The sequence below is a fragment of the Ardenticatenales bacterium genome (genome assembly GCA_020634515.1).
Lineage (GTDB): Bacteria > Chloroflexota > Anaerolineae > Promineifilales > Promineifilaceae > JAGVTM01.
The window spans coordinates 120,272-143,561 of the sequence record JACKBL010000005.1 but is presented as its reverse complement, the minus strand read 5'-3'; the positions used below and the strand labels follow the sequence as shown (position 1 = coordinate 143,561).

At 52.9% G+C, this 23,290-nt stretch carries 23 protein-coding genes; 15 read left to right on the top strand and 8 right to left on the bottom strand.

Annotated features, from left to right (window positions below):
* Positions 1-58: 58 nt before the first annotated feature.
* The 5 genes from pstC to phoU all read left to right on the top strand — a co-directional run bounded on the left by pstC (position 59) and on the right by phoU (position 5,384).
* A complete protein-coding gene (gene pstC, locus H6650_14670) occupies positions 59-1,036 on the top strand; it encodes a phosphate ABC transporter permease subunit PstC (protein MCB8953246.1) in 978 nt (325 codons plus the stop codon).
* Positions 1,033-3,231, top strand: coding sequence for a phosphate ABC transporter permease PstA (pstA, locus tag H6650_14665; GenBank protein ID MCB8953245.1), 2,199 nt, complete (start codon positions 1,033-1,035; stop codon positions 3,229-3,231). Before pstC ends, pstA begins: the two co-directional genes overlap by 4 nt.
* On the top strand, positions 3,228-4,016 hold the full coding sequence (gene pstB, locus H6650_14660; protein ID MCB8953244.1) for a phosphate ABC transporter ATP-binding protein: 789 nt from the start codon (positions 3,228-3,230) through the stop codon (positions 4,014-4,016). The genes pstA and pstB overlap by 4 nt, the downstream gene beginning before the upstream one ends.
* Positions 4,017-4,130: 114 nt before the next feature.
* Positions 4,131-4,568 (top strand): arsenate reductase ArsC, encoded by a 438-nt coding sequence (locus tag H6650_14655; protein MCB8953243.1) that lies wholly within the window; start codon positions 4,131-4,133, stop codon positions 4,566-4,568.
* Positions 4,569-4,718: 150 nt separating this feature from the next.
* The gene (gene phoU, locus H6650_14650; protein MCB8953242.1) at positions 4,719-5,384 is read left to right on the top strand and encodes a phosphate signaling complex protein PhoU; all 666 of its coding nucleotides are present in this window, start codon (positions 4,719-4,721) and stop codon (positions 5,382-5,384) included.
* A gap of 19 nt (positions 5,385-5,403) precedes the next feature.
* Here the strand turns inward: phoU and H6650_14645 are convergent, their stop codons facing one another.
* Complete coding sequence (locus H6650_14645) at positions 5,404-6,399, bottom strand: P1 family peptidase (GenBank protein MCB8953241.1); 996 nt, start codon at positions 6,397-6,399, stop codon at positions 5,404-5,406.
* 586 nt (positions 6,400-6,985) lie between these two features.
* Positions 6,986-7,345, bottom strand: coding sequence for a hypothetical protein (locus H6650_14640; GenBank protein ID MCB8953240.1), 360 nt, complete (start codon positions 7,343-7,345; stop codon positions 6,986-6,988).
* A gap of 80 nt (positions 7,346-7,425) precedes the next feature.
* Between H6650_14640 and H6650_14635 the strand changes: the two genes are divergently transcribed.
* The 9 genes from H6650_14635 to H6650_14595 all read left to right on the top strand — a co-directional run bounded on the left by H6650_14635 (position 7,426) and on the right by H6650_14595 (position 15,220).
* Entirely contained in the window at positions 7,426-7,941 is a 516-nt protein-coding gene (locus tag H6650_14635) for an NUDIX domain-containing protein (protein ID MCB8953239.1), read from the top strand.
* A gap of 155 nt (positions 7,942-8,096) precedes the next feature.
* Entirely contained in the window at positions 8,097-9,089 is a 993-nt protein-coding gene (locus tag H6650_14630; protein MCB8953238.1) for a Gfo/Idh/MocA family oxidoreductase, read from the top strand.
* Positions 9,074-10,324, top strand: a complete 1,251-nt coding sequence (locus H6650_14625; protein ID MCB8953237.1) for a DegT/DnrJ/EryC1/StrS family aminotransferase — start codon at positions 9,074-9,076, stop codon at positions 10,322-10,324. Before H6650_14630 ends, H6650_14625 begins: the two co-directional genes overlap by 16 nt.
* Before the next feature lie 289 nt (positions 10,325-10,613).
* Positions 10,614-11,840 carry an MFS transporter gene (locus H6650_14620; GenBank protein MCB8953236.1) on the top strand — a complete coding sequence of 409 codons (1,227 nt, stop codon included), beginning with the start codon at positions 10,614-10,616 and terminating at the stop codon, positions 11,838-11,840.
* An 82-nt stretch (positions 11,841-11,922) separates the two neighbouring features.
* A complete protein-coding gene (locus tag H6650_14615) occupies positions 11,923-12,597 on the top strand; it encodes an AAA family ATPase (protein ID MCB8953235.1) in 675 nt (224 codons plus the stop codon).
* Between the two features lie 44 nt (positions 12,598-12,641).
* Complete coding sequence (locus tag H6650_14610) at positions 12,642-13,865, top strand: FAD-dependent monooxygenase (protein MCB8953234.1); 1,224 nt, start codon at positions 12,642-12,644, stop codon at positions 13,863-13,865.
* A gap of 456 nt (positions 13,866-14,321) precedes the next feature.
* Positions 14,322-14,756, top strand: coding sequence for a hypothetical protein (locus tag H6650_14605; GenBank protein ID MCB8953233.1), 435 nt, complete (start codon positions 14,322-14,324; stop codon positions 14,754-14,756).
* 36 nt (positions 14,757-14,792) lie between these two features.
* Complete coding sequence (locus tag H6650_14600; GenBank protein ID MCB8953232.1) at positions 14,793-14,945, top strand: hypothetical protein; 153 nt, start codon at positions 14,793-14,795, stop codon at positions 14,943-14,945.
* A gap of 65 nt (positions 14,946-15,010) precedes the next feature.
* The gene (locus H6650_14595; protein MCB8953231.1) at positions 15,011-15,220 is read left to right on the top strand and encodes a hypothetical protein; all 210 of its coding nucleotides are present in this window, start codon (positions 15,011-15,013) and stop codon (positions 15,218-15,220) included.
* A gap of 92 nt (positions 15,221-15,312) precedes the next feature.
* Here H6650_14595 and H6650_14590 read toward each other — a convergent pair whose 3' ends face one another.
* Positions 15,313-15,897 (bottom strand): DUF4386 domain-containing protein, encoded by a 585-nt coding sequence (locus tag H6650_14590; GenBank protein ID MCB8953230.1) that lies wholly within the window; start codon positions 15,895-15,897, stop codon positions 15,313-15,315.
* 271 nt (positions 15,898-16,168) lie between these two features.
* On the opposite strand from H6650_14590, the gene H6650_14585 reads away from it, so the two are divergent.
* A complete protein-coding gene (locus tag H6650_14585) occupies positions 16,169-16,426 on the top strand; it encodes a hypothetical protein (GenBank protein ID MCB8953229.1) in 258 nt (85 codons plus the stop codon).
* Between the two features lie 457 nt (positions 16,427-16,883).
* Here the strand turns inward: H6650_14585 and H6650_14580 are convergent, their stop codons facing one another.
* The 5 genes from H6650_14580 to H6650_14560 form a co-directional block, all read right to left on the bottom strand.
* A complete protein-coding gene (locus tag H6650_14580) occupies positions 16,884-17,717 on the bottom strand; it encodes a tetratricopeptide repeat protein (protein MCB8953228.1) in 834 nt (277 codons plus the stop codon).
* Between the two features lie 463 nt (positions 17,718-18,180).
* A complete protein-coding gene (locus H6650_14575) occupies positions 18,181-19,845 on the bottom strand; it encodes a tryptophan 7-halogenase (GenBank protein ID MCB8953227.1) in 1,665 nt (554 codons plus the stop codon).
* A gap of 2 nt (positions 19,846-19,847) precedes the next feature.
* Positions 19,848-21,596, bottom strand: a complete 1,749-nt coding sequence (locus H6650_14570) for an alpha/beta fold hydrolase (protein ID MCB8953226.1) — start codon at positions 21,594-21,596, stop codon at positions 19,848-19,850.
* Between the two features lies 1 nt (position 21,597).
* Positions 21,598-22,881 carry an MFS transporter gene (locus H6650_14565; GenBank protein ID MCB8953225.1) on the bottom strand — a complete coding sequence of 428 codons (1,284 nt, stop codon included), beginning with the start codon at positions 22,879-22,881 and terminating at the stop codon, positions 21,598-21,600.
* 167 nt (positions 22,882-23,048) lie between these two features.
* Positions 23,049-23,198 carry a hypothetical protein gene (locus tag H6650_14560; GenBank protein MCB8953224.1) on the bottom strand — a complete coding sequence of 50 codons (150 nt, stop codon included), beginning with the start codon at positions 23,196-23,198 and terminating at the stop codon, positions 23,049-23,051.
* Between the last annotated feature and the right edge of the window lie 92 nt (positions 23,199-23,290).

Below are 23,290 nucleotides of genomic sequence, written 5' to 3'. Positions count from 1 at the left end.
ATGCAAAACCCTTAGGGTCTGAGAGACCCTAAGGGTTTCAATTTTGAAGGAGGCGTGAATGGCCGATATGACGACATCCATGATGAAATCAGCCACCAGCGCAACAGGCCTGACCCGCAAACGTCGTATTGGCGAGACCATCATCCAGGCCTCGCTCTTTTTATGCGGGGCCATTTCCATCCTGACTACCGTGGGTATTGTTTATGAGTTGGGTAAGGAGGCCATGCTGTTCTTTAGCAGCCCGGACGTGTCCTTGCTCGAATTCTTCAGTTCGACCCACTGGCAGCCGGCCATTGGCGAATTTGGTATCTGGCCGCTGGTGTTAGGCACGGTCATCACCAGCGTCCTGGCGATGCTCGTAGCCCTGCCATTGGGGTTGGGCAGCGCCATCTACCTGAGCGAGTATGCTTCGGAGCGGGCGCGCAACATCCTGAAACCGACGTTGGAGATTCTTGCCGGCATTCCCACCGTCGTCTATGGGTATTTTGCTCTCACCTTCATGACGCCGCTACTGCGCCGCATTTTTGGCGAGGGCGTGGTGCAAATTTTCAATTCCGCTTCTGCCGGCATCGTCGTCGGCATCCTCATCATCCCCCTGGTCGCCTCCCTCAGCGAAGACGCCCTACACGCCGTCCCCCGCTCCCTGCGCGAAGCCGCCTACGGCCTGGGGGCCACTCGCCTGGAAACCTCCCTCAAAGTCGTCGTTCCCGCCGCCCTCTCCGGCATCGCCGCCGCCTTCGTCGTTGCCATCTCCCGCGCCATTGGCGAAACCATGGTCGTCGCCATCGCCGCCGGAGCCGGCCCCAAAAACTTCACCCTGGGCAAAGATGGCCTCTTCAGCTTCGTCTTCAATCCCTTCCTGGCCGCGGAAACAATGACGGGCCACATCGTACGCATCAGCGGCGGCGACCTCAGCTACGACTCCATTGACTACAACAGCATCTTCGCCATTGGCCTGCTCCTGTTTGTGCTGACGCTGGGACTGAACATTGTTAGCCGTCGCATTGTGGCCCGTTTCCGCGAGGTGTACGAATGAGCGACTATCCTGAGGGAACACGGCTGACCGCCCTGGTCAAACGTCGCCACCAGGTGGGGACTATCTGGCGCTTTCTCTTTCTCGGCGCAACCATCGTGGGCATTATCACGCTGGTCACGCTGATTTTTAACATCATCAACGACTCCTTTGGCCTGGTAGCCGTGCAAAACCAGATCACGCCAGACAGCCTGGTGCTGGCGATAAAAGAAGACAACATCCTCCACGCGGCGCACACAGTTGCCAGCGAGGATGATAATGAACTGGTTGCCGGCATTCAATCAGACCCCAACGCCATCGGATTCTTCGGTTACGCCTACTACCGGCAAAACCAAAACACCCTGCGCGTGTTGTCCATTGATGGCGTCACCCCCAGCGCGGACAGCGCCGAAAGCGGCGCATACCCCCTGGCGCGCCCCCTTTACCTCTACACCAGCGAAGAAGCCCTGCGCACCAATCCCCAGGTGGCTGCCTTCATCAACTATGTCCTCACCCACGTCAACGAGGAAATCGACGACGTGGGCTACTTCCCCGCCAGCAACACCGCCTTGCAAGAAGCGCGGGCGGCGTGGCTGCAAGCCAGTGGCCTCGCCGGAGAGGCGCTGCCGCCGGTGGATGCAGCCGCGGTGGAAGGGGATCTGGTTATTGCCGGCAGTTCCACCATCTACCCCCTGGCCCAACGACTGCTGAACCGCTTCCACGCCGACGGCTACCAGGGACAGGCCACCCTGGACAGCATTGGCAGCACCGCCGGCTTACGCCGCCTCTGCGTGGAAGGCAGCGCCGACATCGCCAACGCCAGCCGCCCCATCAATCAGGCCGAATTTGAAGCCTGCCGCGACAACAACCGCACCCCGCTGCAAATCCGCATCGGCACGGACGCCCTCGCTGTCGTCGTCAGCACGCAAAACACCTTTGCCAACGATGTGGATTCGGCGCAACTGCGCCACATCTTCACCGACGCCGCCACCTGGTCGGACGCTGCCCCCGCCTGGCCCACCACGCCCATTGACCGCTACGTGCCCGGCGCGGACAGCGGCACGCTGGACTTCTTCGCGGAAACGCTCTTCCTGGACGAACTGGCGGACCTATCCGCGGACGAACTGGTGGGCATCCTCGCCGCCAACATCTCCAACGGCCTGGGGCGGCGCTTGGAGCGGGACCAGCGATTCTTCGCCGACCGTCTGGTTTTTGAAAAAGAAGATGTCTTCGCCGAAGTATGCCGCCGCGCCGAACCCGCCGCGGCGTGCAACCTGCCCCCGCGCACGCAGCAGAACATCTACAGCCTCGTTCTGGAGCGCGTCGTGCAGCCGCAGGTGCAACAGACGTGGAGCCTCTCCGACTCCATTTTGCGCCGCTCGCAGGTGCTGGCACAGGCGCAGCGCAACTACCCCAACGCGGAACTCACGTTTCGCTCCTGGCTCACGCCCCAATTTCTCACCAATCCGCAATCCAGCGAAGCGGAATTCGCCGGCGTACGCACGGCCGTCCTCGGTTCCCTCTGGACCATCCTCATCACTATCCTCTTCTCCTTCCCCATTGGCGTGGGTGCGGCGGTCTATCTGGAAGAGTACGCGCGGGACACGTTCATCAATCGCCTGATCAAGACCAACATCAACAATCTCGCCGGCGTGCCCTCCATCATTTACGGCATGTTGGGTCTGGCCATCTTTGTGCGTGTGTTGGAGCCAATCAGCAGCGGTGCCGCCTTTGGCCTCGTCGGCGACACCACCACCGCCAATGGGCGCACCATTCTCTCCGCCGGCCTCACCCTGGGGCTGCTCATCCTACCCATCATCATCATCAGCGCCCAGGAAGCCATCCGCGCCGTTCCTAATTCGCTGCGCCAGGCCAGTCTGGGGCTGGGGGCCACCAAGTGGCAAACCGTCTGGCACCACGTGCTGCCCAATGCCTTCTCCGGCATCCTCACCGGTACGATTCTGGCGATGTCGCGCGCCATTGGCGAGACGGCCCCGCTGGTTGTCGTGGGCGCGTCCACCTTCATCACCGTGGACCCCAGCGGTCCGTTTTCTAAATTCACTACCCTGCCCATTCAGATCTACCAGTGGACCTCGCGTCCCCAGGATGAATTCCGCAACATTGCCGCCGCGGCCATCATCGTGCTGCTGGTGATGTTGATTGCCCTGAATGCCTCAGCCATTTTTTTGCGCAATCGTTATTCTCGGAGGACAAGATGACGCCTACCCCACGCGCTAATGGTCAATATGCCATAGAAGCACGCCAGATGAACATTTATTACGGCAGTTTTCACGCCGTCAAAGAGATCGATCTGCGTTTCCACAGCCGGGCGATTACGGCCCTCATCGGACCTTCCGGCTGCGGCAAGAGTACGGTGCTGCGCGCGTTCAATCGCATGAACGACCTGGTTCCGATTGCGCGCACGGAAGGGGAGGTGCTGTTCCAGGGGAGTAACATTTACGCCGCCGACGTCGATCCCGTGGAGGTGCGGCGGCGGATTGGCATGGTCTTCCAGAAACCGAATCCATTCCCCAAGACGATCTACGAGAATGTGGCTTGGGGCGCGCGCATCAACGGCTTCCGCGGCGACATGCATGAATTGGTGGAGCAGTCGCTGCGGCAGGCGGCGCTGTGGGACGAGGTGAAGGATAAGCTGAATCAGAGCGGGCTGTCGCTCTCCGGCGGACAGCAGCAGCGGCTCTGCATTGCCCGCGCCATTGCCGTGAAGCCGGAGATTATTCTCATGGATGAGCCGGCTTCGGCGCTGGACCCCATTGCCACACTACGGATTGAGGAGTTGATCCAGGAGTTGAAGCAAAATTACACGATTATTATTGTCACGCACAACATGCAGCAGGCGGCGCGGGCGTCTGATTACACGGCGTTTTTTACGGTAGACTCGAATCGCACGGGGTATCTGGTGGAGTATGGTCCCACGAATGATATTTTTACGAATCCACGCAATGAGTTGACGGAACAGTATATTACGGGGCGGTTCGGTTAGGACTGACGATGAAATAAAGTACGGAATTGCATCGTCGGTTTGATGGAACGGTAAGGAAACAACTTCGTTGTCTTATTTAATCTCCGTTCCTTAGTGTGGGGACATGGAGGCTTGATGAAACGCAAACGAGTTTTGTTTTTGTGTACGGGGAATTCTTGTCGTAGTCAGATGGCGGAGGCGATGGTGAATGGGTTGATGGGGGATGTGTGGGAGGCGGAAAGTGCCGGCATTTCTCCCACCCACATCGTCCACCCCCTAGCTCTACACGTCCTCGCCGAAATCAACATCGAGACCGGTCGCCTCTACTCAAAATCCGTCGAGCCGTTCCGGCGCACACCCTTTGACTTCGTCATCACCGTCTGCGACGACGCCCACGAAAACTGTCCCCTCTGGCCAGGTCAGGGGCGCATTCTTCACCTCGGTTTCCCCGATCCCGCAACCGCCACGGGGAGCGAGGAAGAGAAACTGGCCGTCTTTCGCCACGTCCGTGACGACATCCGCGCCCGCGTGCTTTCGCTTCTGGATCAACTGGCCATTGCCACCCCCGAATAATTTCTGACCGGCGTCTGGCGAAATCCACATATGGTGGCCGGAGTCGAGGCTTTAGCCGGGTCAAACCGTCATAGGTGGGGCGGCTGAAACCCCACTCCCCAAACACCAATGTCCAGTTTCTGACATACACGTCCATGAGGAAAATACCCCATGATAACCAGGCAAAATTTTGATCGAGACCTGCAACACGTCCAGGATGATGTCCTCAGTCTGGGCAGCATGGTTGAGGGCGCCCTCATTGATGCCGTACAGGTGTTGCGCCGCCGCGACATGGCCGGCTCCCGCCGCCTCGTGGAATGGGACCGGCGCGTCAACGAGAAGCGTTTCGCCATTGAAAGCAATGTTCTCTCATTGATTGCGCGGCAGCAACCCGTGGCCCGCGACATGCGCACGCTGGCCGCCGTGCTAGAAATCGTCACCGAACTGGAACGGATCGGGGATTACGCCAAGGGGATTGCCCGCATCAACACCGCCCTGGACCACGACTTTCCCCATGAGGCGTACATGGGCACACTCACCGACATGGCGCAGGTCGCCAGCCGCATGGTGCATCAATCGTTGGAAGCGTTTGCCTGGCGCGACGTGGCCCTGGCGCGGCAAATTCCTGAGCAAGATGATCTTGTTGATGAGGGATACAAAGAGATTTATCGCGCCCTGATTGCGGCCATCATGAAAAACCCAGGCATCACGGACAACGCCAACAGCATCCTCTGGGCGGCGCACAACCTGGAGCGGTCCGCCGACCGCGCCGTGAATATCTGCGAACGGGTGGTTTTTACCGTAACAGGGGAAATGGTCGAACTCAGCGGCGCGTAAGTGACCGTCCCTATTTGAGTCAGGCCATGTCGTCGGCAGCGGGGAGACCCCCCATACTCACTGCCGCCTGCACGCCACGCACAATGGCCGCCGCGAACACCTCCGCGGCTACCGCGCCCACGACGTTGACGTGGGTCTCCACTTCGCCCGTCGCCAGCGTAAAAATCGTATCGCCATCAAACATAAGGTGCGCCGGACGCACGGCGCGGGCGAGGCCATCTTGCGCCATTTGCGCCACTTTCGTCGCTTCTATCTTCGTCAGGCGGGCGTTTGTGGCCACCACGCCGATGACGGTGCTATCCAGCGGCGGCGTGGGCGGGCGCGGATAGCCGCGATTGGCCCAGTCGGCGAGCAGTTGCATGGAGTCGGCAAAAGGGCTGCCGGGATGTGGCTCCTTTCGCCGCGCCCCGGCGATAATGCGTCCGTTCTCCGGGTCCACGACGTCGCCAAAGGGGTTGACGGCCACGAGCGCGCCCACAATCAGGTCGGTGCTGCCGACGCGCCGGGCGGCTGTGCCGATGCCTCCTTTGGTGGCCTGTTTGAGGCCGTGAATCTTGCCGACTGTGGCTCCGATACCCGCGCCGACGCTGCCTTGTGCCGGCATCTCCGCCCCCGCCCGCACACACGCTTCATACGCCATAGCCGCATCCGGCCACGCCTTGCCCTGCCCCAGCGCCAGGTCAAACAGCGCCGCCGCCGCCACAATCGGAACCCGCGCCGCGCCCACGCCGTACCCGATCCCCTTCTCATCCAGGTAGCGCATCACGCCGCTGGACGCCCCCAGGCCAAACGCCGAACCGCCCGTCAGTAGCACCGCATGCACGCCCCCCACCACGTGCCACGGCTCCAGACCATCCGCCTGCCGCGTACTCGTCGCCCCACCGCGGCGGTCGATGCCCCCCACTGCCCCCGTCTCGCACAGCACCACCGTGCAACCCGTCAGCGCCGCCTCATCCTGCGCATGCCCCACGCGAATCCCCGCCACCGCCGTAATCCCATCAATCATTTCCTTCATGCGCTACCTTGCCATACACTTGATACCAGAAGCAATCTCTTGGTCCCCCAGGGACACAGCCGGGCAATCACCCAGCCTGCCGCACCTGAGCCAGCAATGTTAGCGGCTTCTTACCCGTCGTCATTGCATTCCCATCCTGTCTCTTTCATGCTATCAGCAAGTTAAACGATCCCATTCCGTACCGAAAACGCCTCAAGCCAATCCCCAAAATCACGCCTCTTCTGGATCATTAGTTTTCTGGATTGGCCTTATTCAACAAAACACGCTGCATAATACCAAAATTCGGCATGGTTCAAAACCAAGAATTAACATAACCTTCTCTCGCAAATACAACCTGTCTGAAAGGCGCATCACACCTGCAAGTGGCGTATTGGTTCATTGGTTCGAAATATACGGATTATTGTCCACGCATGGGCATCAAATCGCAAATCGCGTTCAAGGAGTCCCGATTTCGGCTGCCGGCAGGTAACCATCCCAAAACCACTTCCCCCTTCGGCATGGCAGCTTCAGCCGATAACGTGGCCGGCTAAGGCTGCCACTCCGGGAACTTATCCATGGACGGTTACCAGGTCCAGGAATGTGTGCATCAAGGGGGTGCGCTGCCGCGCTTTGCTGCGAACTGCTCTCGTTTGCCCGGCATCTGCCAGGCGCAGTAGCCAGGCGCAGAAACAATCACATCCGATGTCAGGCCCCTGCCCGTTTCAGGACCTGGTTGCCAGGATAGTACAATGTACCTATTGATACGGCGTAGCGTTAAAAGAATCTTGTCGAATAGTTTCTGAATGATTAGAATTGTCGGATTCAATCCCAAAGTAGTTTTCTGCATTGGTCGGTCAAGTGCCATTCGCTCAACAGCATTTTCTGCCACGAATCGGGAGATTCTCTTGACTTGCGGCCGAAAAACGATTTTTGTTTGCCGGCATCCGGAAACTTTAACGTTATCCATTTCATCTGCTGCCTCCCAGACGTCATTACAGGCCGAAGGCGATACCTCCTGCAGGTTAGATTCTAAATTAAGGGGAAAATATGTCCGATACAAAAAGAACTAGTTACGATTCCAGCAGTTTATCCAGATTGCAAGCACAAGCGGGAGCGGAGATGCGGGAATGCGTGGTTGGCGCATTAATCGCTAACCAAAAAGGAGCCATCTTCGCTCAGAAACGCGCCGACGATCGGAAGGCGTTTCCTGGCTGCTGGGACATTGCCGGCGGACACGTTGAAGCAGGCGAGACGCTTTATGATGCGCTGGCGCGAGAAATCCAAGAGGAAACAGGGTGGGAACTTGTGCAGCTTGCTGATATTGTAAAAGTTTTCGACTGGGAACTGGTAAAAGACGGCAAGGTGGTGAAAAAGCGAGAGTTTGACTTCCTGGTAGACGTAAGCGGAGATATGAACGCGCCTGAAATTGAAGTAGAGAAATTCACAGAATTTCGTTGGGTGGGGTTGGCCGATATAGAAATCCTAAAAGAAAACAGGGCGGAGGGGGATACCGTTATATACGATCTGGTGAAACAGGCATTAGAAATGATACACCAGAAGTAGCCTCCAAGGTCCAGCGGCGCGGCTCATCTGTATGCGTGTGATTATGGCCGAACACACCCGGAAGTGTGCGCGCCTGTACATTTTGCTATTGCCGCATCAGCGTACATCCTCTACGGCGGGGAAATACCCAAACGGAAAAAGGTGAAGAAATATCGATGAAGAAACGGGTTGGGCTAATTGGTTTGGGAAGTCAGGCAACCTCAGATTACATACCAGGGCTGGCATTTGCCACGGATGCTGAGTTAGTAGCCGTTTGCGATATCAACGAACAGCAGGTAGCGGATTGGTCCAGGAAATTGGGCGTCACCGGATATGGCGATTATCGCCGGTTGCTTGAACGTGAATCGTTGGATTTTGTTATTGCAGTCGCCCCTCATGATGTCTACAAAGGCATCATCGAATGTGCGGCAGGCGCCGGCGTTCACGTTCTCAAGGAAAAGCCCTTCGCCAGGAATCTCCAGGAAGCTGTCTACTTCAAGGAGTTGTGTGACACCGGCAACATTAACTTGATGACGACACTCCAAAGAAGGTTCAATCCGATTTATGAACTGTTTTCCCGATTGGTCCTCGAAATCGGCGAGCTGGAATTTGTAGAAGCAAAATACGCCATGTTCTTAGACAACCCTCTGCTGGGGTGGCGAGGAGACAAATGTCGTTCGGGCGGCGGAACGCTCATTGATATGGGGTATCACATGGTTGACGTTCTGATATGGTATTTTGGCTTGCCAAACCGTATCCTGGCTGATTTCAAGGCATCTTCTGCGCCCGAAATCACGTCCACCGTTCTTTTTGGTTACGAACAGGGTCTCCAGGGTGTTTTGATCTTGTCTCGAAATTACCCCCCAAAGACTGAGTACGTTAAGGTCGTCGGTTCAAAAGGAATTGTCGAATTGGGCAGGAATTATATCAAGCGCATGCGCAACAGTGGGGAGACCATTGAAACAGTGACCCGTGAGCTTTCGTGGTCTATGACGGCTGCGAAACAGATCGATTACTTCTGTAAAGTGCTTGACGGGAAACGTGATAATTTTGGGTCTCCTGCGAACCACTTGCAGCATGCGCGGTTCATTGATGCCTGCTATCTGTCCCAAAAATCAAAACATTATGTAGACCCAAACCAATTGGAGGAATTATGTCTACCCGGTTAGCCATCAATGGTGGAGAGAAAACCGTTAACATAAATCGGAGCCATTTTGTATGGCCTCCCATCTCAGAAAAGACAAGAGCGGTCGTTGAAAGGCAGTTGGGTGCCGGCATTTCTATCTACAATAAAAGCGGCATTATTGCTGAACTGGAAGACCAATTTGCTGACTACCATAACCGCAAACACGCACTTCTGACGAGTTCCGGCACGGCAGCGCTGCATTCAGTCTTCGTCGGGGCAAACTTCTCGCCGGGAGACGAGGTCCTATGTCCGGCGTATACCTTCTACGCCACAATAACGCCCATTTTCTTTACCGGCGCGATCCCCGTCCTGGTTGATTGCCGCGAAGATGGGAACCTTGACCCCGATGCCATTGAGGCCAAAATCACAGAGCGCACAAAGGCCATTGTAGTAACCCATATGTGGGGATTACCCTGCGAAATGGACGCCATATCGGCGATTGCAGCACGGCACAATCTGCAACTCTTCGAGGATGTCTCGCACGCGCACGGCGCTACCTACAACGACCAACTGGTAGGAACATTTGGCGACGCGTCCGCTTTTAGCCTGCAAGGGCAGAAAACAGTAACCGGCGGAGAAGGCGGCATTCTACTGACCGATAACGACGAGATATTCTACCGGGCGTTGCTGCTGGGACATTATAACAAGAGGTGTAAAACGGAAATCCCCAGCGCGCATCCTCTTGCTCGATATGCCACCACCGGCATGGGCTTGAAATTACGCATACATCCTGTTGCCGCCGCCATTGCCAAACAGCAGTTTGCCGGGTTACCGCAGATTCTGGCGGGCCGGCAAAAAATGGCTCAGAAGATGGTTACGGCGCTGGCGGACCTACCCGGCATCCGAGTCCCCGTGACACCCAATCAGGCCACACACACGTGGTACGCATTCGTCATGCAATATCAAGCAGAAGAATTGGGTGGGCTACCAATTGAGAGATTTTACGATGCGTTGCAGGCGGAGGGGTGCAAGGAACTTGATCGTCCTGGTTCCACCTGTCCTCTCAATTATCACCCACTGTTCCAGGATCCGGGGCAACTGTTCCCCGGTTATAACGGGCAGCTTAATTATCGCGCGGGAGATTTTCCGGTGGCCGAGAACTTTCATAGTCGTTGCCTGAAATTACCCGTATGGCACGACCCAAAAGATGAGGAAATCGTTGATCTCTATATCCAGGCATTCAGGAAGGTCGTCGCAAACCATCACGCATTATTGTAGAAGCGGTTGTCCGCTCCTCATCGCGCCATGCAACCATGCGCTGCGCCGTCCTCCCGATGACCGGCTAAGAACTTCCGGACAACTATTCAGCTTCCGGAGGCGCGACGCGCGCACAGACGCCATTTGCTTTGCCAAGTAACCATCCATAAATAAGTTCCCGGAGTGGAGGCTTCGGCCGGCAACATTGCCGGCTGAAGCCTCCATTCCAAAAGGAAAAGTAATCTGGGGATGATTACATAACATCGTAGAAAAGCGCGTCGCACCAGAAAAGTCACACTTCAGGAATATTATGTTGCTGATTGCAAAACGTATCGTCTCTGTATCTGCCTATCGGTGGATATTTATCCTCCTATTTTTTAGCGCCATTGCCTCCTCTGTAGTCGTTCCCGTTCTGGCTCTTTTTGCGACAGACATTTTGGGCGCGTCCAAGCTCGACGTGACTTCCTATTTCGCTCTGAATGCTTTGGCCGGCGTCTTTGTCGTCCTGCTGGTTGGCAAGCTTTCTGACTCCCTCTCATCCCGCCGCGTGTTGATTTTCGGGGGGTTTATCTGGTTGGGATTGGGATACGCCTTATTGGCTTCAACAAACGTCTTTATGCAAATGCGCCTCATAGGCATCTTATTCTTCTCTGCTCTAGAGATAGGCAATTCGCAATTATTCGCGCTGGCCAAGGACGTGGCGGATGAATCAGTAGATCATCAAACAGTGTCGTCCACCACAAGCGTCTTGCGTATGGCGTACTCGATGGGATGGGTAGCCGGACCCGCTGTGGGGGGATTCCTGCTTTTGCATCTCGATGCCAGAGATATTTTCCGGGTTTCCACCACCCTCTACTTTTTGTGTGCGGCGATGAGCATTCTGCTTTTACCCAGCATCCGCTCAACGCTAAATCAGAACACTGCTTTGCAAAATGTACGCCAATTGTTTCGCCGCGAACAGACACCACTGCTTATATTCAGCATTGCGGTCATATTCTTGCTAAGTGGGGATGTCTTGCGCGTCGCCTTCTTACCCATTTTTCTGGAAGAGAATCTGCAAGCTACGCCCAATGTACTGGGAGCCGCATTTTCCATTTCTCCACTACTCCAGGTCCTGTTTATGCCCCTGGCAGGGGTGCTGGCAGACCGATTTGGCTCTGGGAAAGTCGTTCTTTCCGGCGCTGTGGCCGGCTTTGTTTACTATCTGTGCCTGGCTTATGCAACAGCCATCTGGCATGTCTATTTGCTGCAAGGTTTGTACGCCTTTGTGGTGGCCAGTGTCATCGGCGTAGGCATTGGTCACGCGCAAATATTGGGTCACGGCGAGGCGGGATTGGCGACGTCATCTTATTTCAGCGCCAAGTTGGTGGCGGTTGTTCTGGGAAGCGTGTTGAGTGGTGTTGTTGCCGAACGGTATGGTGTGAGAAGTTCGTTCCTTGTTCCAGCCATTTTGTGCGCGAGCGGATTCTTGATTGTAACGCGCGTGGTAACGGCAAAACCACGTGGTTATCAGGAGATCCATTCGGGGAGCCAATGATAGGATGTTCTGTCGGGCTGATACGATGACATGGGTGGCGTAGATGCGCGGCAGTTTCTTTTTGGGGAAGTGAGATAATCCTATGCGATCAGAAGAGTATGCCGGCAGAGAGCCGGTCGACCAGGCGCCGGCAAACAGTATTGATTCACACACACCATTCACAAGGACACGCTGGCGCGAAAGGCGGCTTGCGCTAGACGGCTCGACATTGCGCATTGGCGTAACCGGTGCCCAGGGCGTAGGAAAAACAACATTTACCAGGGCATTGGCGTCCGAACTCGGCCTACCGATCATTGATGAAATGGCCAGGACTGTCCAGGAATTGGGATTTCCCCTCGGTCTGGAGACCACACTGTTATCGCAGGTAGCGATGTGGTTTTCGCAGTTTGACCTGGAATTCAGCCAGATGGCTTATGTGGCGGATCGTACACTCTTTGACGTGTTAACACATAGCGAACTTTACGCAGAACGCAGTCACAACGAACAAGACAGGTTGCTGGTAAACGCCATTGGGAACGCAACGGCCTGCATTATACGCAACCATTACCATCTCATTTTCTATTTACCTATAGAATTTCCCCTCTATGACGACGGTATACGAGATTCATCTCAAGCATTCCAAAAAGCATTGGATGCAAAAACGGATGAGTTGTTGAAGCTGCTTGACATCCCTTTTGTTCGAATCAGCGGGAGTTTTGATCAAAGACTCGAAATTGCCCGGCAGGTCATTTCAGAACGATTCCCGAATCTGGTGTGAGGTTAGAATGGGCCGGGCATCCTGTGGTTTCCGTACGGTGAAAAATGAGCAGTAAAAAATACGACGTCATTGTGGTCGGCGCGCGTTGCGCGGGAGCGTCGATTGCCCTTTTGTTGGCACGCGCAGGAGTAAGGGTATTACTGGTCGATCGCGCCAGACTACCCAACGATATCCTATCAACACATACGGTTCAATTGTCCGGTCTTGCCTGTCTGGAAAAATGGGGGTTATTGTCCAGGCTCTTGCCCAGGGGATGCCAGCCATATAGACACATTTCAATGGATTTTGGGGATTTTTCATTTACGGGTGCGCCTCCGGCTGCCGGCGACGTCGCGGATACGATTTGTTGTAGACGAACAGTCCTGGATGCGGTTCTGTTGGAAGCCGCCATCGAAGCGGGGGTAGAATGGCGAGGTGGGTTTCCGGTGCAAGAACTCATTACCGATAACGGCAAAGTTGCCGGCATCCTCAACCGGGGCCACTCAAAATCACCTGTGGTTGAGAAGGCGTCCCTGGTTATCGGCGCCGATGGTATGCGGTCAACGGTAGCCAGACTGGTTAACGCGGACGCATATTCCACAGTGCCCAGCCTGACTTTCTCTTTCTACTCCTACTGGGACAATATCGATATTGAGCACGCGCACCTCTACGTGCGCGACGGCTGCGCCATGGCGATGATTCCGACCAATGATCGGGCCACTATTGTGGTGGTGCAACAACGCCTGGATCAATTTGGGGCATTTCGCAAAAACATCGCGCATAGCTTCTTGCAGGCGTGGGAAGCAATACCCGGCGCAGTGGAAAGATTATCAGCCGGCACGCGCCTGGAACCATTCAAGGGAACACCGTATCAACCAAACTTCTTCCGCAAACCGTGGGGAGACGGGTGGGCGCTGGTAGGTGATGCCGGCAGCCATAAGGACTCCGTTACAGCGCAAGGCATCGGCAACACTTTTTACGATGCCGAGTTTCTGGCCGACGCGTTGATAACCGGATTGTCTGGTGAAAGCTGTATGGACACTGCGCTGGCGGCATATCACCAAAAGCGTGATGCGTATCTGTTGCCGATTTACAGGCGGACGCTGGAGGTTGCGAAGTTGGAACTGCCCACCGGTCGTATGAAACGCATATTTGAAGCAATGGCCAACAACCCACAGCAGCGGAACCATTTTCTGGGTATTGATGCCGGCACCGTTCACCCCGACCATTTCTTTTCTGATGAGAATATTCGCCTGATTCTAGCGGAAGTGGAACAAAAACCAGCCTGAGGATCTATCGGGTTTCTCCCCTTTTTCTACAGCACAACCACCGCGGGGGGCGGGAAAGGCCAGCGTACGGTCGCCACCAGGATGGTGTCCAATAACGCCCATTAAATATACCAGGTCTTAACGGGCATGATGTTTGTCACTATCTCCTTGCCCACAACCTGCGTTGAGAGCAGAAGCGTATCGGTCAACAGGATGTGGCCGCGGCAATCGGACGTTTGCGTGGCTAACGCTCTCGATTTTTTACCGCGAACGCGCCGTACCACGTAAAGGTGTCGGCGGGTTGAAATCGATAAACAGACAAACGCCACACCATTGTGAAGCGACATATACAACCGATGACGCCATCTGGAAGGCGCAACCTGCGGAGACCTACTGCCGTATTGTTAGATATAGGCGAGCCAGATCACCTTCACATCAATCAAACGCCCGCATCCGTCGGGCGATCGGAGGAATAGCATGGAACCCCTGGTTGGTGTCGGACTACTTCTGCTGGTTGTGATTGCGATTGTGGTTTTTATGTCCATTCGTGATCAGAGGAACAAAAAGCGCATCGAAACAGAGATCCGGCAGGTCGGCGGCGAGCCGGTTGCGATCTCATTCCAGTTCGTTGGCTATGATCGGGATAACCAGCACTACAACGTGAAGTTCACGGACGCACTTGGGCGCAAACATGAAACACGATGTAAAGTGAACGTGTGGCAAGGCAGCCTCTTCTGGCAGCGAACCCCGGCGGAGATCCTGAACGACCTGCCGGTTAAAGACGAACGTTGGAGCCGGCTCAGAGATGAACCTGGAAGCGCGAAAGAGCAACTCATAGACGATCTGGTCGCGGAAAACGAAAGGCTGCGTGAACAGGTCCTGCGCGCCAGATCATTGGACGGCGATTCCTGACGCCGCAAAGGGTAAAAAGATAGAGTCTGCCCCCCTATGGTCAATGACTGGATTCCTTCCTTTGAAGCAGTAGTAGGCCCGGAACTGGCGCTGAAAGTCAGCCAACAGGCGCCGGTGCTGTTCGACAAAGGGTATCAGCTTCTAAATGCCGCCCCTCATGCGCCCAACAAAGGCAATGGTCACGGGTGAGGAAGCGGATTTACGGGGCGTCGTCAGTCGCTAACGGATCATTGGATGGCTCACAATACCTGGTTGTGTTTATCGTCTGGCTCATCTATGACGGCGTTCTGGCTCTAATCCACTTGCATGCCGAGCAGCAGGAAGACCAAGGCAAGAACGAAAAAGATATGAACGGCAAAAGCCTGCCCGGCAATAAAGGATCGGTTGCCAGGTTCCTGCGCGACTTCCGGGTACAGCGCATAGCCATGTGCATCAGCAAGGCCACAGGATTACCAGACGGCTGAGAAATCGTTTATACCAGCCCTCAACATCAAATCTGCCACGCGGCAGCGTTTTGGCGCATGGCAACACCCAGACCACCGGCGAGGGTAGCTTCTTACTGGTTCTCGCGGGGCAACCTTGCACCTTTGATTGTTAGCCAAAGCAAGAAAACGATCTCCCCAATGGTCATAACCTGAAATATCACTGAGAGGGCCGCAAATTCCGGTACAAGTAGTTTCAGAAAGGAATCGAGCGTATAGCCAATTCCGGCTATGATCACCGTCCAACCCACAATTTTGGGAAAATATCCTGACCTAATAATCAATATTCCAAGCGGGAAAAGCCACAAGCCCCAGAATATCGAGGCGATAGCAACTCCCTGTGCATTCAGATCAACAAATAACTGCATTTGACCTGGATCGCTGGTCGTCAACAGCGCCGCCACGTTCATCAGTTCATTGAGCATGGCGATGGGAACGCTGACCAGAGCCAGGATTACCATCAACAGCGCCTGGATTCTGTCCACTTCCTCGAACAGCCTGAACAGAAAGAGAGGAATGACGATAAAGAGAAGTTGCGTGATCAGGTTACTGACAATGCCGGCACGAAAGAGCAATTCGTTCGACACAAGATTGTTGGCAGTAGCCACAGCGTCATCCGATACAACGAGCTGGGAATTTACATACAACAATCCAAACATACCCACAACTGCCCAAACCGGATACAGTATCCTCAACAGGACGACTGTTCTATGTGGGATAATTCCTTCATTGTCGTGTTCTCCTTATTTTGCTGTAAACAACACACCCTTTTGCGCGAGCGTCATGATTGCGTCGAACGTGCTGCTGAATACGCAGCCCATCCCATTGTAGCGATCTCTAGCAGTCAAGACACCGTGAGTGTTTAGTAACCATCGCCAGAATTGGCGCCAATCATGAATTATCTGGCCAGGTTTCTCTCTTGACAGTTTCTTGACACAGATTTACCGCATCCATGGATCACCGACCCAGAATTGGGCTCAGGCAAATTACTGTTTATTCGATTTGCATGGCAAGCAGGAAGAAGACGAAGCCAAGAACAAGAAAGGCATGAACGGTAAAAGACTGATCGGCAATAAACGATTGGTTGCCAAGTTTCTAAACGATTTCCGGGTACAGGGCAAAGCCAGGCGCCCCAACCAATCCACAGGATTGCCAGGCAGCCGAGAAAAAGCTTATGCCATCTCCTAAAATCAAATCTGCCGCTCGTCGGCGTCGTGGCCCTTGACTTGAACGCTTGCGCGCCCAAATCCAGACAAACGCCGAGAATAGAGCATTGAATAGGAATCCCGTGATCGCAAAGAGCAGGAAAGGTAAGTCCAGGTCAGTCACAAGGCGAATAGCATGAAAGGTGAAGAACACCAGCATGATCACCAGACGACGGCTACCATACGCGCAAAAGGTATATGGGGTTCGCAACTGGCACGCACGAATTGAAACGTCAAACAGAAAACTCCGCTACATTTGGGGCGAGCAGACAGACAAATTGAAACAAGGTTTATGTTAACTTATGGAGATAAGGTGGACATGGAGACGCGCGAGAGATTGCGGCATCGTCAAGTCGCCCTTCAGGTTACCCAGGGCGTTTGGACATTGAGAAAATAATCGGGTAATCGCGCCCCCATTGCCAGGAAAAGGGTAATGGGGTTCACTTTACGTTACGTGTCAGTTTGTAGCGAATGCCCACAGTTTCTAGTATATTTTCGGCCCACTGCGCCAAAACAGGTTGGTTGAGTCGCCTGGCGACTTTGATCAATCTTTGAGCCGGGGTTATTCCCCATGGATCTATCCTTAAAGCGCTTTGATAGGCATAGCAAGCTTCTTCTAAATTCCCTAAGGCCTCCTCACAGTAGCCGATCATAAACCAGGCAAAAGGTGTATAGGGTGTTCCTAGAAAAACAGCTTGGCGATAAGCCTTTAGCGCCTGGATGGGGTCGTCTCGGGTCAATAACACGTCACCCATCTGAATGTGCACTTTCGGATCAAAGGGATCGTGTTCAACCAATGCTCTAGCCCGCTCGTATGCAAGATCAAGGTTTCTTAGCCAGAGGGCTTCCTTTCGGCGTGTTTCTAGCAGTGGGTGAATATTCTCGTCACGTACGATCTTTTGTATTTCACTGTTTGCGGAAACAGCATACGCATAATGTTCAGCCTGATCTAGGTATTCGGCTGTTGCCTGCCGGTCGCCAGAGTTGAAGGGTTCGAAGGCTACTGCGCGCCAATACATACTAGCATAGACGCTGTCACGCCAATCTGTTCCTGGCTCTAAACACCAATACTCATTCTCGGCGATTTTCACCCAATACCTGATGTCCTCGATATCAGACCGCTTTCTGCCAAAAAAGACGATCAGCGCTGTTGCTGCTAACAGACGAACGTGATGATCCCCAGGCGCACTAAGGGCAATTTCTCTTAAGATGTCTACATAAATTTGCTTGCCAGGAGTTAATTTGTGGACAGCGATACACCGTTTGGCAGCCATACGTGCGCTATATGTGTCCTGACTAATCCGGTCATTAATGTCGGGAGGTATAAGGTCTATGATAAGATGATAGAATCCTAGACGTGCAAGCAACGTGACCAGTCGAATCTGCTGCTCGGGACACAAATCTGGATATGCCTCTATGCATTCAACAAGATACTGCCAACGGTCTGTCCGTAGCTGGTCAGGTAGTTCTCTTGGATGTTGTACTGTGAATTGATCTAGGTCGTTTTCCCTTATTATTGTTTGGCGGAGAACGCAGGAAGGATGAGATTGTAGTGGTAAAACCGTCATTTCGATGTCAGTTAGCTGCCTGTAAGCAGCATCTATACCACGCGAATGTATGGGGCCTTGTTCATAAGGGGTCAAGTTCAAATAAGGTCGTAGTAACCAGGCACTAAAAGGCCAGTTTGTTTGCTCATGTGGCATGCGATGAAACGTATCAGGCTCTAACGTCTTCCTGCTATGACGACTCAGTGTATAGTACTGGACCTTCATAATCTCTTACCTCATTGGAAAGACCATCCTGGCTTAGCATTTGCCGGGGCACGACCGATTTTACCTGTAATAAGCCTGTTTTGGCCAGTGCGGTCAGAAAAATACCCGCCTCGCGCCTGTCTTTTGTCGTTGGCACATACCCGGATTGGGCAACTGCCTCTATCCCAGCCGCCAAGTCGCGTTGACCATCCAGAACCTGCAATAAGCGAGCACGAAAGCTGTGTAAAGGGTATTCAACCTGAAGCACACGGTTGCGCGTATGGATCAAGGTAAAGGATGGTACCAATCTTCCCTGATAACGCATCCAATTCGTCGCAAACCTTATTTCTGGTGCTAACTGAACCACCTGATTTGTCATAATCGGTACAAGCCCGTTAGCCTGTGGTGTAAATTCTGATATACGTCTTGCAATAGACTCAGGTAGTGAGAGGTTGCCAACACGGACAGCGTTTGCAAAAAATGAAATACCTTCTGGGCCTAACTCCCTGACAATGAGGCGTGCTCTTTCTTCGGTTATTTGCTCCTGATTACGTCGCCGCCAGAAAGGTGTATCATCTGGATGTAGGCTGTATAAGAGATTGATTGTCGTGTTGATGCGCCCATAGTACTTGCGCGTTTTCCACTCATACCAGGTGCATGCCTCTTCTTCCGACACCTGGCTTGTTAGAACCGAGGCAAGAGCGGCCGATGCCAGACTAGCTGTATAAAGTGCACTATGAACACCCGTAGAGAATAGTGGATCGACAAAAAAGGCTGTGTCTCCTACAAGTACATAGCCATTACCCCAAAGAGGGGCAGATACTATGTGATTGGTGTAATTCAATATAGTAACATCTCTCTCTAGTAGCGCCGGTTCCAACATCTTTCTTACCAGTGTGCCGGTAGCAATCTGTTCTTCCAACACCTCTTGTGGATTGGAGGTTAGAATTTCGGCATCACTGACAAAACCAACGCTTGTAATGTCTTCTGAAAGGGGAATAAACCAAAGCCATCCGTCTTGTACGGCCTCACTTAGAATATGATTTCTATACGGTGGGGCCGGGCGCAAAGCTCTTCTGTAATAGGCACTAAGTGCAACACGCTTGGGACCATCTTGCTCAAGAGGTAATCCTAGTTGGCGTGGGATAAACTTCGCCAATCCACTGGCATCGACGACAAAACGACAATGAAGTTCGTGCGTCTTTCCGTGTTTAGTGCACACCTTTACACCACAAACACGCCCATCATCGTAAAGCAATTGCCTAACCCAGTGTGATTGTAGTACCGTGACACCCTGATCCCTAGCCTGATCTAATAACAACTGATCAAAATGGGAGCGAACTACCTGGTATGCATAACCAGGGTAAGACATTTTCAATTCTTGTATATTTTTGGTTTCACCCCAAATAAACAGTGCGCCTTGTTTATTCAAGAAACCGGCTGCCTGGAGCTTTGGCTCAACCCCCAACTCCTTTAACAAGGGAATCGAGATTGCAAGCAATGATTCACCAATATGATGGCGGGGAAATCGTTTTCCTTCCAGAAGCAATACTCGCCGGCCCTGCTGAGCCAACCAAGTGGCTGTACTGGAGCCAGCAGGGCCACCACCAATTACGATAACTTCATAATTACCTGCGATTGCCTTTTGCATTTTTATCTTCCGGGGAGATGTTTACACAAAAACTGAATAGCTTCGGCTGTCCAATCCAAGACATTGTCTTTACGTCTGAAAGCATGACTTTCGCCAGATAAGAGCAGCAATTGATGTTGCTCTCCAGGTAATCTGTTCATGTTTCCCACGGCTACCTGTGCAGGGATTTGAAAATCGTATTCACCATGTACCATCAGCAAGGGGCAAGGCGCATGTATTACCGTCTTGTCGTCGGTCTGTGCTACTCCATCTCGAAAAGCATAGTTATAAAACTCCCGCACCTGTGGATCCTTACTCCATAGCAAGTCCTCAGGCCTCAAGTAACCGCTCGTGAGTATGGCGGCTGCTACTTGTTGCGGGAAGCATAGCGTTGCTCTGTAGGCAATGAAGGCGCCATAACTATGTCCCATAATTGCCACTCTACCGGGTACAATCATGCCCCAACAGGTGAGTTGTTCTATGCAATCTCCGATATCGTGCATTTCTGATTCTCCGAAGGAACCAGGCGAAACTGTTGGTAAAGGCCATGCCGTAAAGGCGCTCCCACGGGTGTTTACGAGTACCACACGAAAACCCGCTAAAACAAGGGCTGCCACAAACGGGCTCCAACCGATGCGCCAGGAAGTGGACGGTCCTCCGTGTAACATTAGAACTGTCCCCGAGCTGGCGTCGCCGTTTGTCGGCTCATACATCAAGCAAGGAATATCGAAGTTTCCAGTACGTGCAGGTATCACAAGGACTCTTGGGTCTGATACACCAGAAACCTTTTTTGACCCGATGACAGGAAGTACCTCTCCATTCGATCCTTGCCAGCACCAAAGGGATGTCGGATAGTTTCCTGAATAGGCCGTGAAGTAGCATCTATCGTTGTGCCACTGTACATTGTTCGCCATTATTCCTTCTGGTAAAGGAAGATAAGTCAACTGTTGGTTCTCTAGATCGTGTATTGCGATCCTGGTCATTGGCCATTCATCTACAGTTACAACAAGACGCTGACCATCAGGATGCCAGACGGGTAGACCTTGTAAGCTCGGCAGCTTTAACACAACCATCTTGCCATTAGACAGATCGAGCAAGACTGCTTCTAACTTCCGTGTGCGGCGCACCAGTGCAAGCACACGTTCACCACACGGACTCCAACAAGCAGACAAAGGCTCTGCACTCTTATTGCCCCTTAAAAGCAACTCCGCTGTTTCTTTTAGAGGGTCGAGCAACATAAGTTGTCTTCCCTGAGCACTACCTATGACGAACAAGATAGCCCCATCCGCACGGATGGCTGGGTGGGGATCAACCCAGTGTTCCCCTCCTGGGAGCATCGCGATTTGCTCAGGGTCTTCTTCGCCAACATGTACCCGCACCAGACTTGCGCTTTTTGCTATATCAGTATCTACGGTCAGTATGTGGTTCTCATCTTCCCAGAGTAGGCTACGAATTCGACTTTCCGGCAAAGGGGAGACCGGGAGGTCGACTACTTTCTCATCACCAAAATCATAGACATGGACTCTATAAAAGTTGTTATATTCAGGCGCCTGAGCTACGAAAGCAATTCGCGACCCACAGGCAACAGGAGAAATCTGATAAGTGGAAACTGACGGGCAGATGGGTTTCAATTGGCCATTTGGCTCAAGACTATGCAACCAGTAAGAACCTCTGTCCCCCCAAACAGAGACGACAATGGTATCATCTATTGCTATCGTGTAATCATGAATTGAGATAGCATCAAAAACTGAAATCCATTGATCCCTTAACATTTCATTTCACTTCACGCACAGCCCGATGAGAGGCAATGTAAACACCGGCAGCGAAGAGCAAAATCGACATAATCAGGAAACTGGAAGAAGTGCTCTGCCATCTTGCTATTGCACCGAAGACGATAGGACCAAGGGGAATTAACCACGTGGTAAGTGAAATAAGACCGGCGAAAACACGCCCTCGCATGTCAGGGGATACTTCAGTCTGGATATAGGTGTTCATACTTACCTGAGCTGCCCCGGCAGGTATCCCCAAAATCGCAAAAGCAATCAAGGAAAGCCACCGGCTTGATGCAAGAAGGAACATTAGCAAGGCAAGACTATGAATAAAAAAATTGACGGTGAATACTTTGCCTCGCTCACCTTTTAGAGGGGTTCGAGCGATTAGAACAATCCCTAGTACTCGACCTAAGGACCAACTAGCCAGCAATGCCGCAAATAACTGGCCGCTATTGACAAGATTCTCCTCCAGAAAACCGGGTAATAAGAAGGGAATGGAATATTCGACGCTCTCTACAAGCGGAAAAACAAGAAACTGTGGGCGAAGGACTGGGTGTTTAAGAAAGAAGCCCATACCTTCTCTGGCATTGGCCAGCACATTGGTACCTGACTTCGTGGAGACCCTAGCCTCGCTCTCAACAATCTTCTCCCTCTGGGTGGGCGACAGCACGCGCATCGTAAACAAAATCATCGCCCCCGAAAAAGCAAATGTCAGAGCATCGAACCCCAAGAGCCAAGATGAGTGAAAAGCGGTGAACACGCCTGCCAGACCAGGCCCGACAACATTCATCGTGTGATTTAGCCCCGTGATCCAGGAATTCATATCGATTAGTCGATCATGGTCACCATCCGCTAAATCAGGCAATAGCGCCATCAAAGCAGGAGAAAAAAGAATACTAAAAACTGTTAGCATGCTGGCACTTGCATAAACCAAGAACCGATTAGGGGCAGGCGCTAGCAAAAGAAAGAGGATGCCTGATACGATGATCATGCGGACGAAATCCGATACGATCATTACTCTGAACCGATTAAAACGATCAACGATGACGCCGGCAAACAGGGCAAATACAGCCATAGGGAGGGACATTGCCAGGCCCAGATTAGCGCCTGCCAGGACACCGCCGAAACGTTGCGTAACGTACCAGGTAAGACCTACTCTGTAAACATGATCGCCTAACAGGGAAACAAGTTGTCCAAAAAACAAAAAAGCAAAAGCAGGGACAGCCAGAACGCCTAATCGTTGGATCCTTGTGGGGCGGGATTCTATCTCTTTTACAGTACTCATACTTTCTTTGATTAATTGAAATAGCGGACAGGGCTCTGCAACCAGGCAAGTGATATCAGGTCAGTTGATTACGGTGGGCAAAGGCCAAAAGATACTGCATCTGCTGTTTGATGACAGATTGCTCTTGAGAAAAGATACGCTTTCAGCAGCAAGTGTAATGGTACTAGCTAGGCAGCGTTGGGATACTCGACTTGATATAAGACGCCGAATTCCTCCAGAAGTTCCTCCTCCCCAGCATCCAGCTCAAAGCTCATCTCGATCGTCGTTTGCTCCTCTGTAGCAGCTTTCATTTCTTTTTCTGATTTTTTTGGTTCCATTCTGATACCTCCATATCAATATCGTAGAAATTCCTATCTTTCTAAGCTACTGAAAGCGCATCTTTTCTCAAGAGCCAATTTGGGGAGAAAAG

Excerpts from the sequence above, each read along its gene's own strand:
- H6650_14565 (MCB8953225.1), bottom strand. The coding sequence starts at position 22,881 with ATGAGTACTGTAAAAGAGATAGAATCCCGCCCCACAAGGATCCAACGA.
- pstA (MCB8953245.1), top strand. The coding sequence starts at position 1,033 with ATGAGCGACTATCCTGAGGGAACACGGCTGACCGCCCTGGTCAAACGT.
- H6650_14635 (MCB8953239.1), top strand. The coding sequence starts at position 7,426 with ATGTCCGATACAAAAAGAACTAGTTACGATTCCAGCAGTTTATCCAGA.
- phoU (MCB8953242.1), top strand. The coding sequence starts at position 4,719 with ATGATAACCAGGCAAAATTTTGATCGAGACCTGCAACACGTCCAGGAT.
- H6650_14605 (MCB8953233.1), top strand. The coding sequence starts at position 14,322 with ATGGAACCCCTGGTTGGTGTCGGACTACTTCTGCTGGTTGTGATTGCG.
- H6650_14600 (MCB8953232.1), top strand. The coding sequence starts at position 14,793 with ATGGTCAATGACTGGATTCCTTCCTTTGAAGCAGTAGTAGGCCCGGAA.
- H6650_14570 (MCB8953226.1), bottom strand. The coding sequence starts at position 21,596 with ATGTTAAGGGATCAATGGATTTCAGTTTTTGATGCTATCTCAATTCAT.
- H6650_14640 (MCB8953240.1), bottom strand. The coding sequence starts at position 7,345 with ATGGATAACGTTAAAGTTTCCGGATGCCGGCAAACAAAAATCGTTTTT.
- pstC (MCB8953246.1), top strand. The coding sequence starts at position 59 with ATGGCCGATATGACGACATCCATGATGAAATCAGCCACCAGCGCAACA.
- H6650_14560 (MCB8953224.1), bottom strand. The coding sequence starts at position 23,198 with ATGGAACCAAAAAAATCAGAAAAAGAAATGAAAGCTGCTACAGAGGAG.
- H6650_14590 (MCB8953230.1), bottom strand. The coding sequence starts at position 15,897 with ATGTTTGGATTGTTGTATGTAAATTCCCAGCTCGTTGTATCGGATGAC.
- H6650_14645 (MCB8953241.1), bottom strand. The coding sequence starts at position 6,399 with ATGAAGGAAATGATTGATGGGATTACGGCGGTGGCGGGGATTCGCGTG.
- H6650_14655 (MCB8953243.1), top strand. The coding sequence starts at position 4,131 with ATGAAACGCAAACGAGTTTTGTTTTTGTGTACGGGGAATTCTTGTCGT.
- H6650_14610 (MCB8953234.1), top strand. The coding sequence starts at position 12,642 with ATGAGCAGTAAAAAATACGACGTCATTGTGGTCGGCGCGCGTTGCGCG.
- H6650_14630 (MCB8953238.1), top strand. The coding sequence starts at position 8,097 with ATGAAGAAACGGGTTGGGCTAATTGGTTTGGGAAGTCAGGCAACCTCA.
- H6650_14580 (MCB8953228.1), bottom strand. The coding sequence starts at position 17,717 with ATGGCTGCCAAACGGTGTATCGCTGTCCACAAATTAACTCCTGGCAAG.
- H6650_14625 (MCB8953237.1), top strand. The coding sequence starts at position 9,074 with ATGTCTACCCGGTTAGCCATCAATGGTGGAGAGAAAACCGTTAACATA.
- H6650_14575 (MCB8953227.1), bottom strand. The coding sequence starts at position 19,845 with ATGCAAAAGGCAATCGCAGGTAATTATGAAGTTATCGTAATTGGTGGT.
- H6650_14615 (MCB8953235.1), top strand. The coding sequence starts at position 11,923 with ATGCGATCAGAAGAGTATGCCGGCAGAGAGCCGGTCGACCAGGCGCCG.
- H6650_14620 (MCB8953236.1), top strand. The coding sequence starts at position 10,614 with ATGTTGCTGATTGCAAAACGTATCGTCTCTGTATCTGCCTATCGGTGG.
- pstB (MCB8953244.1), top strand. The coding sequence starts at position 3,228 with ATGACGCCTACCCCACGCGCTAATGGTCAATATGCCATAGAAGCACGC.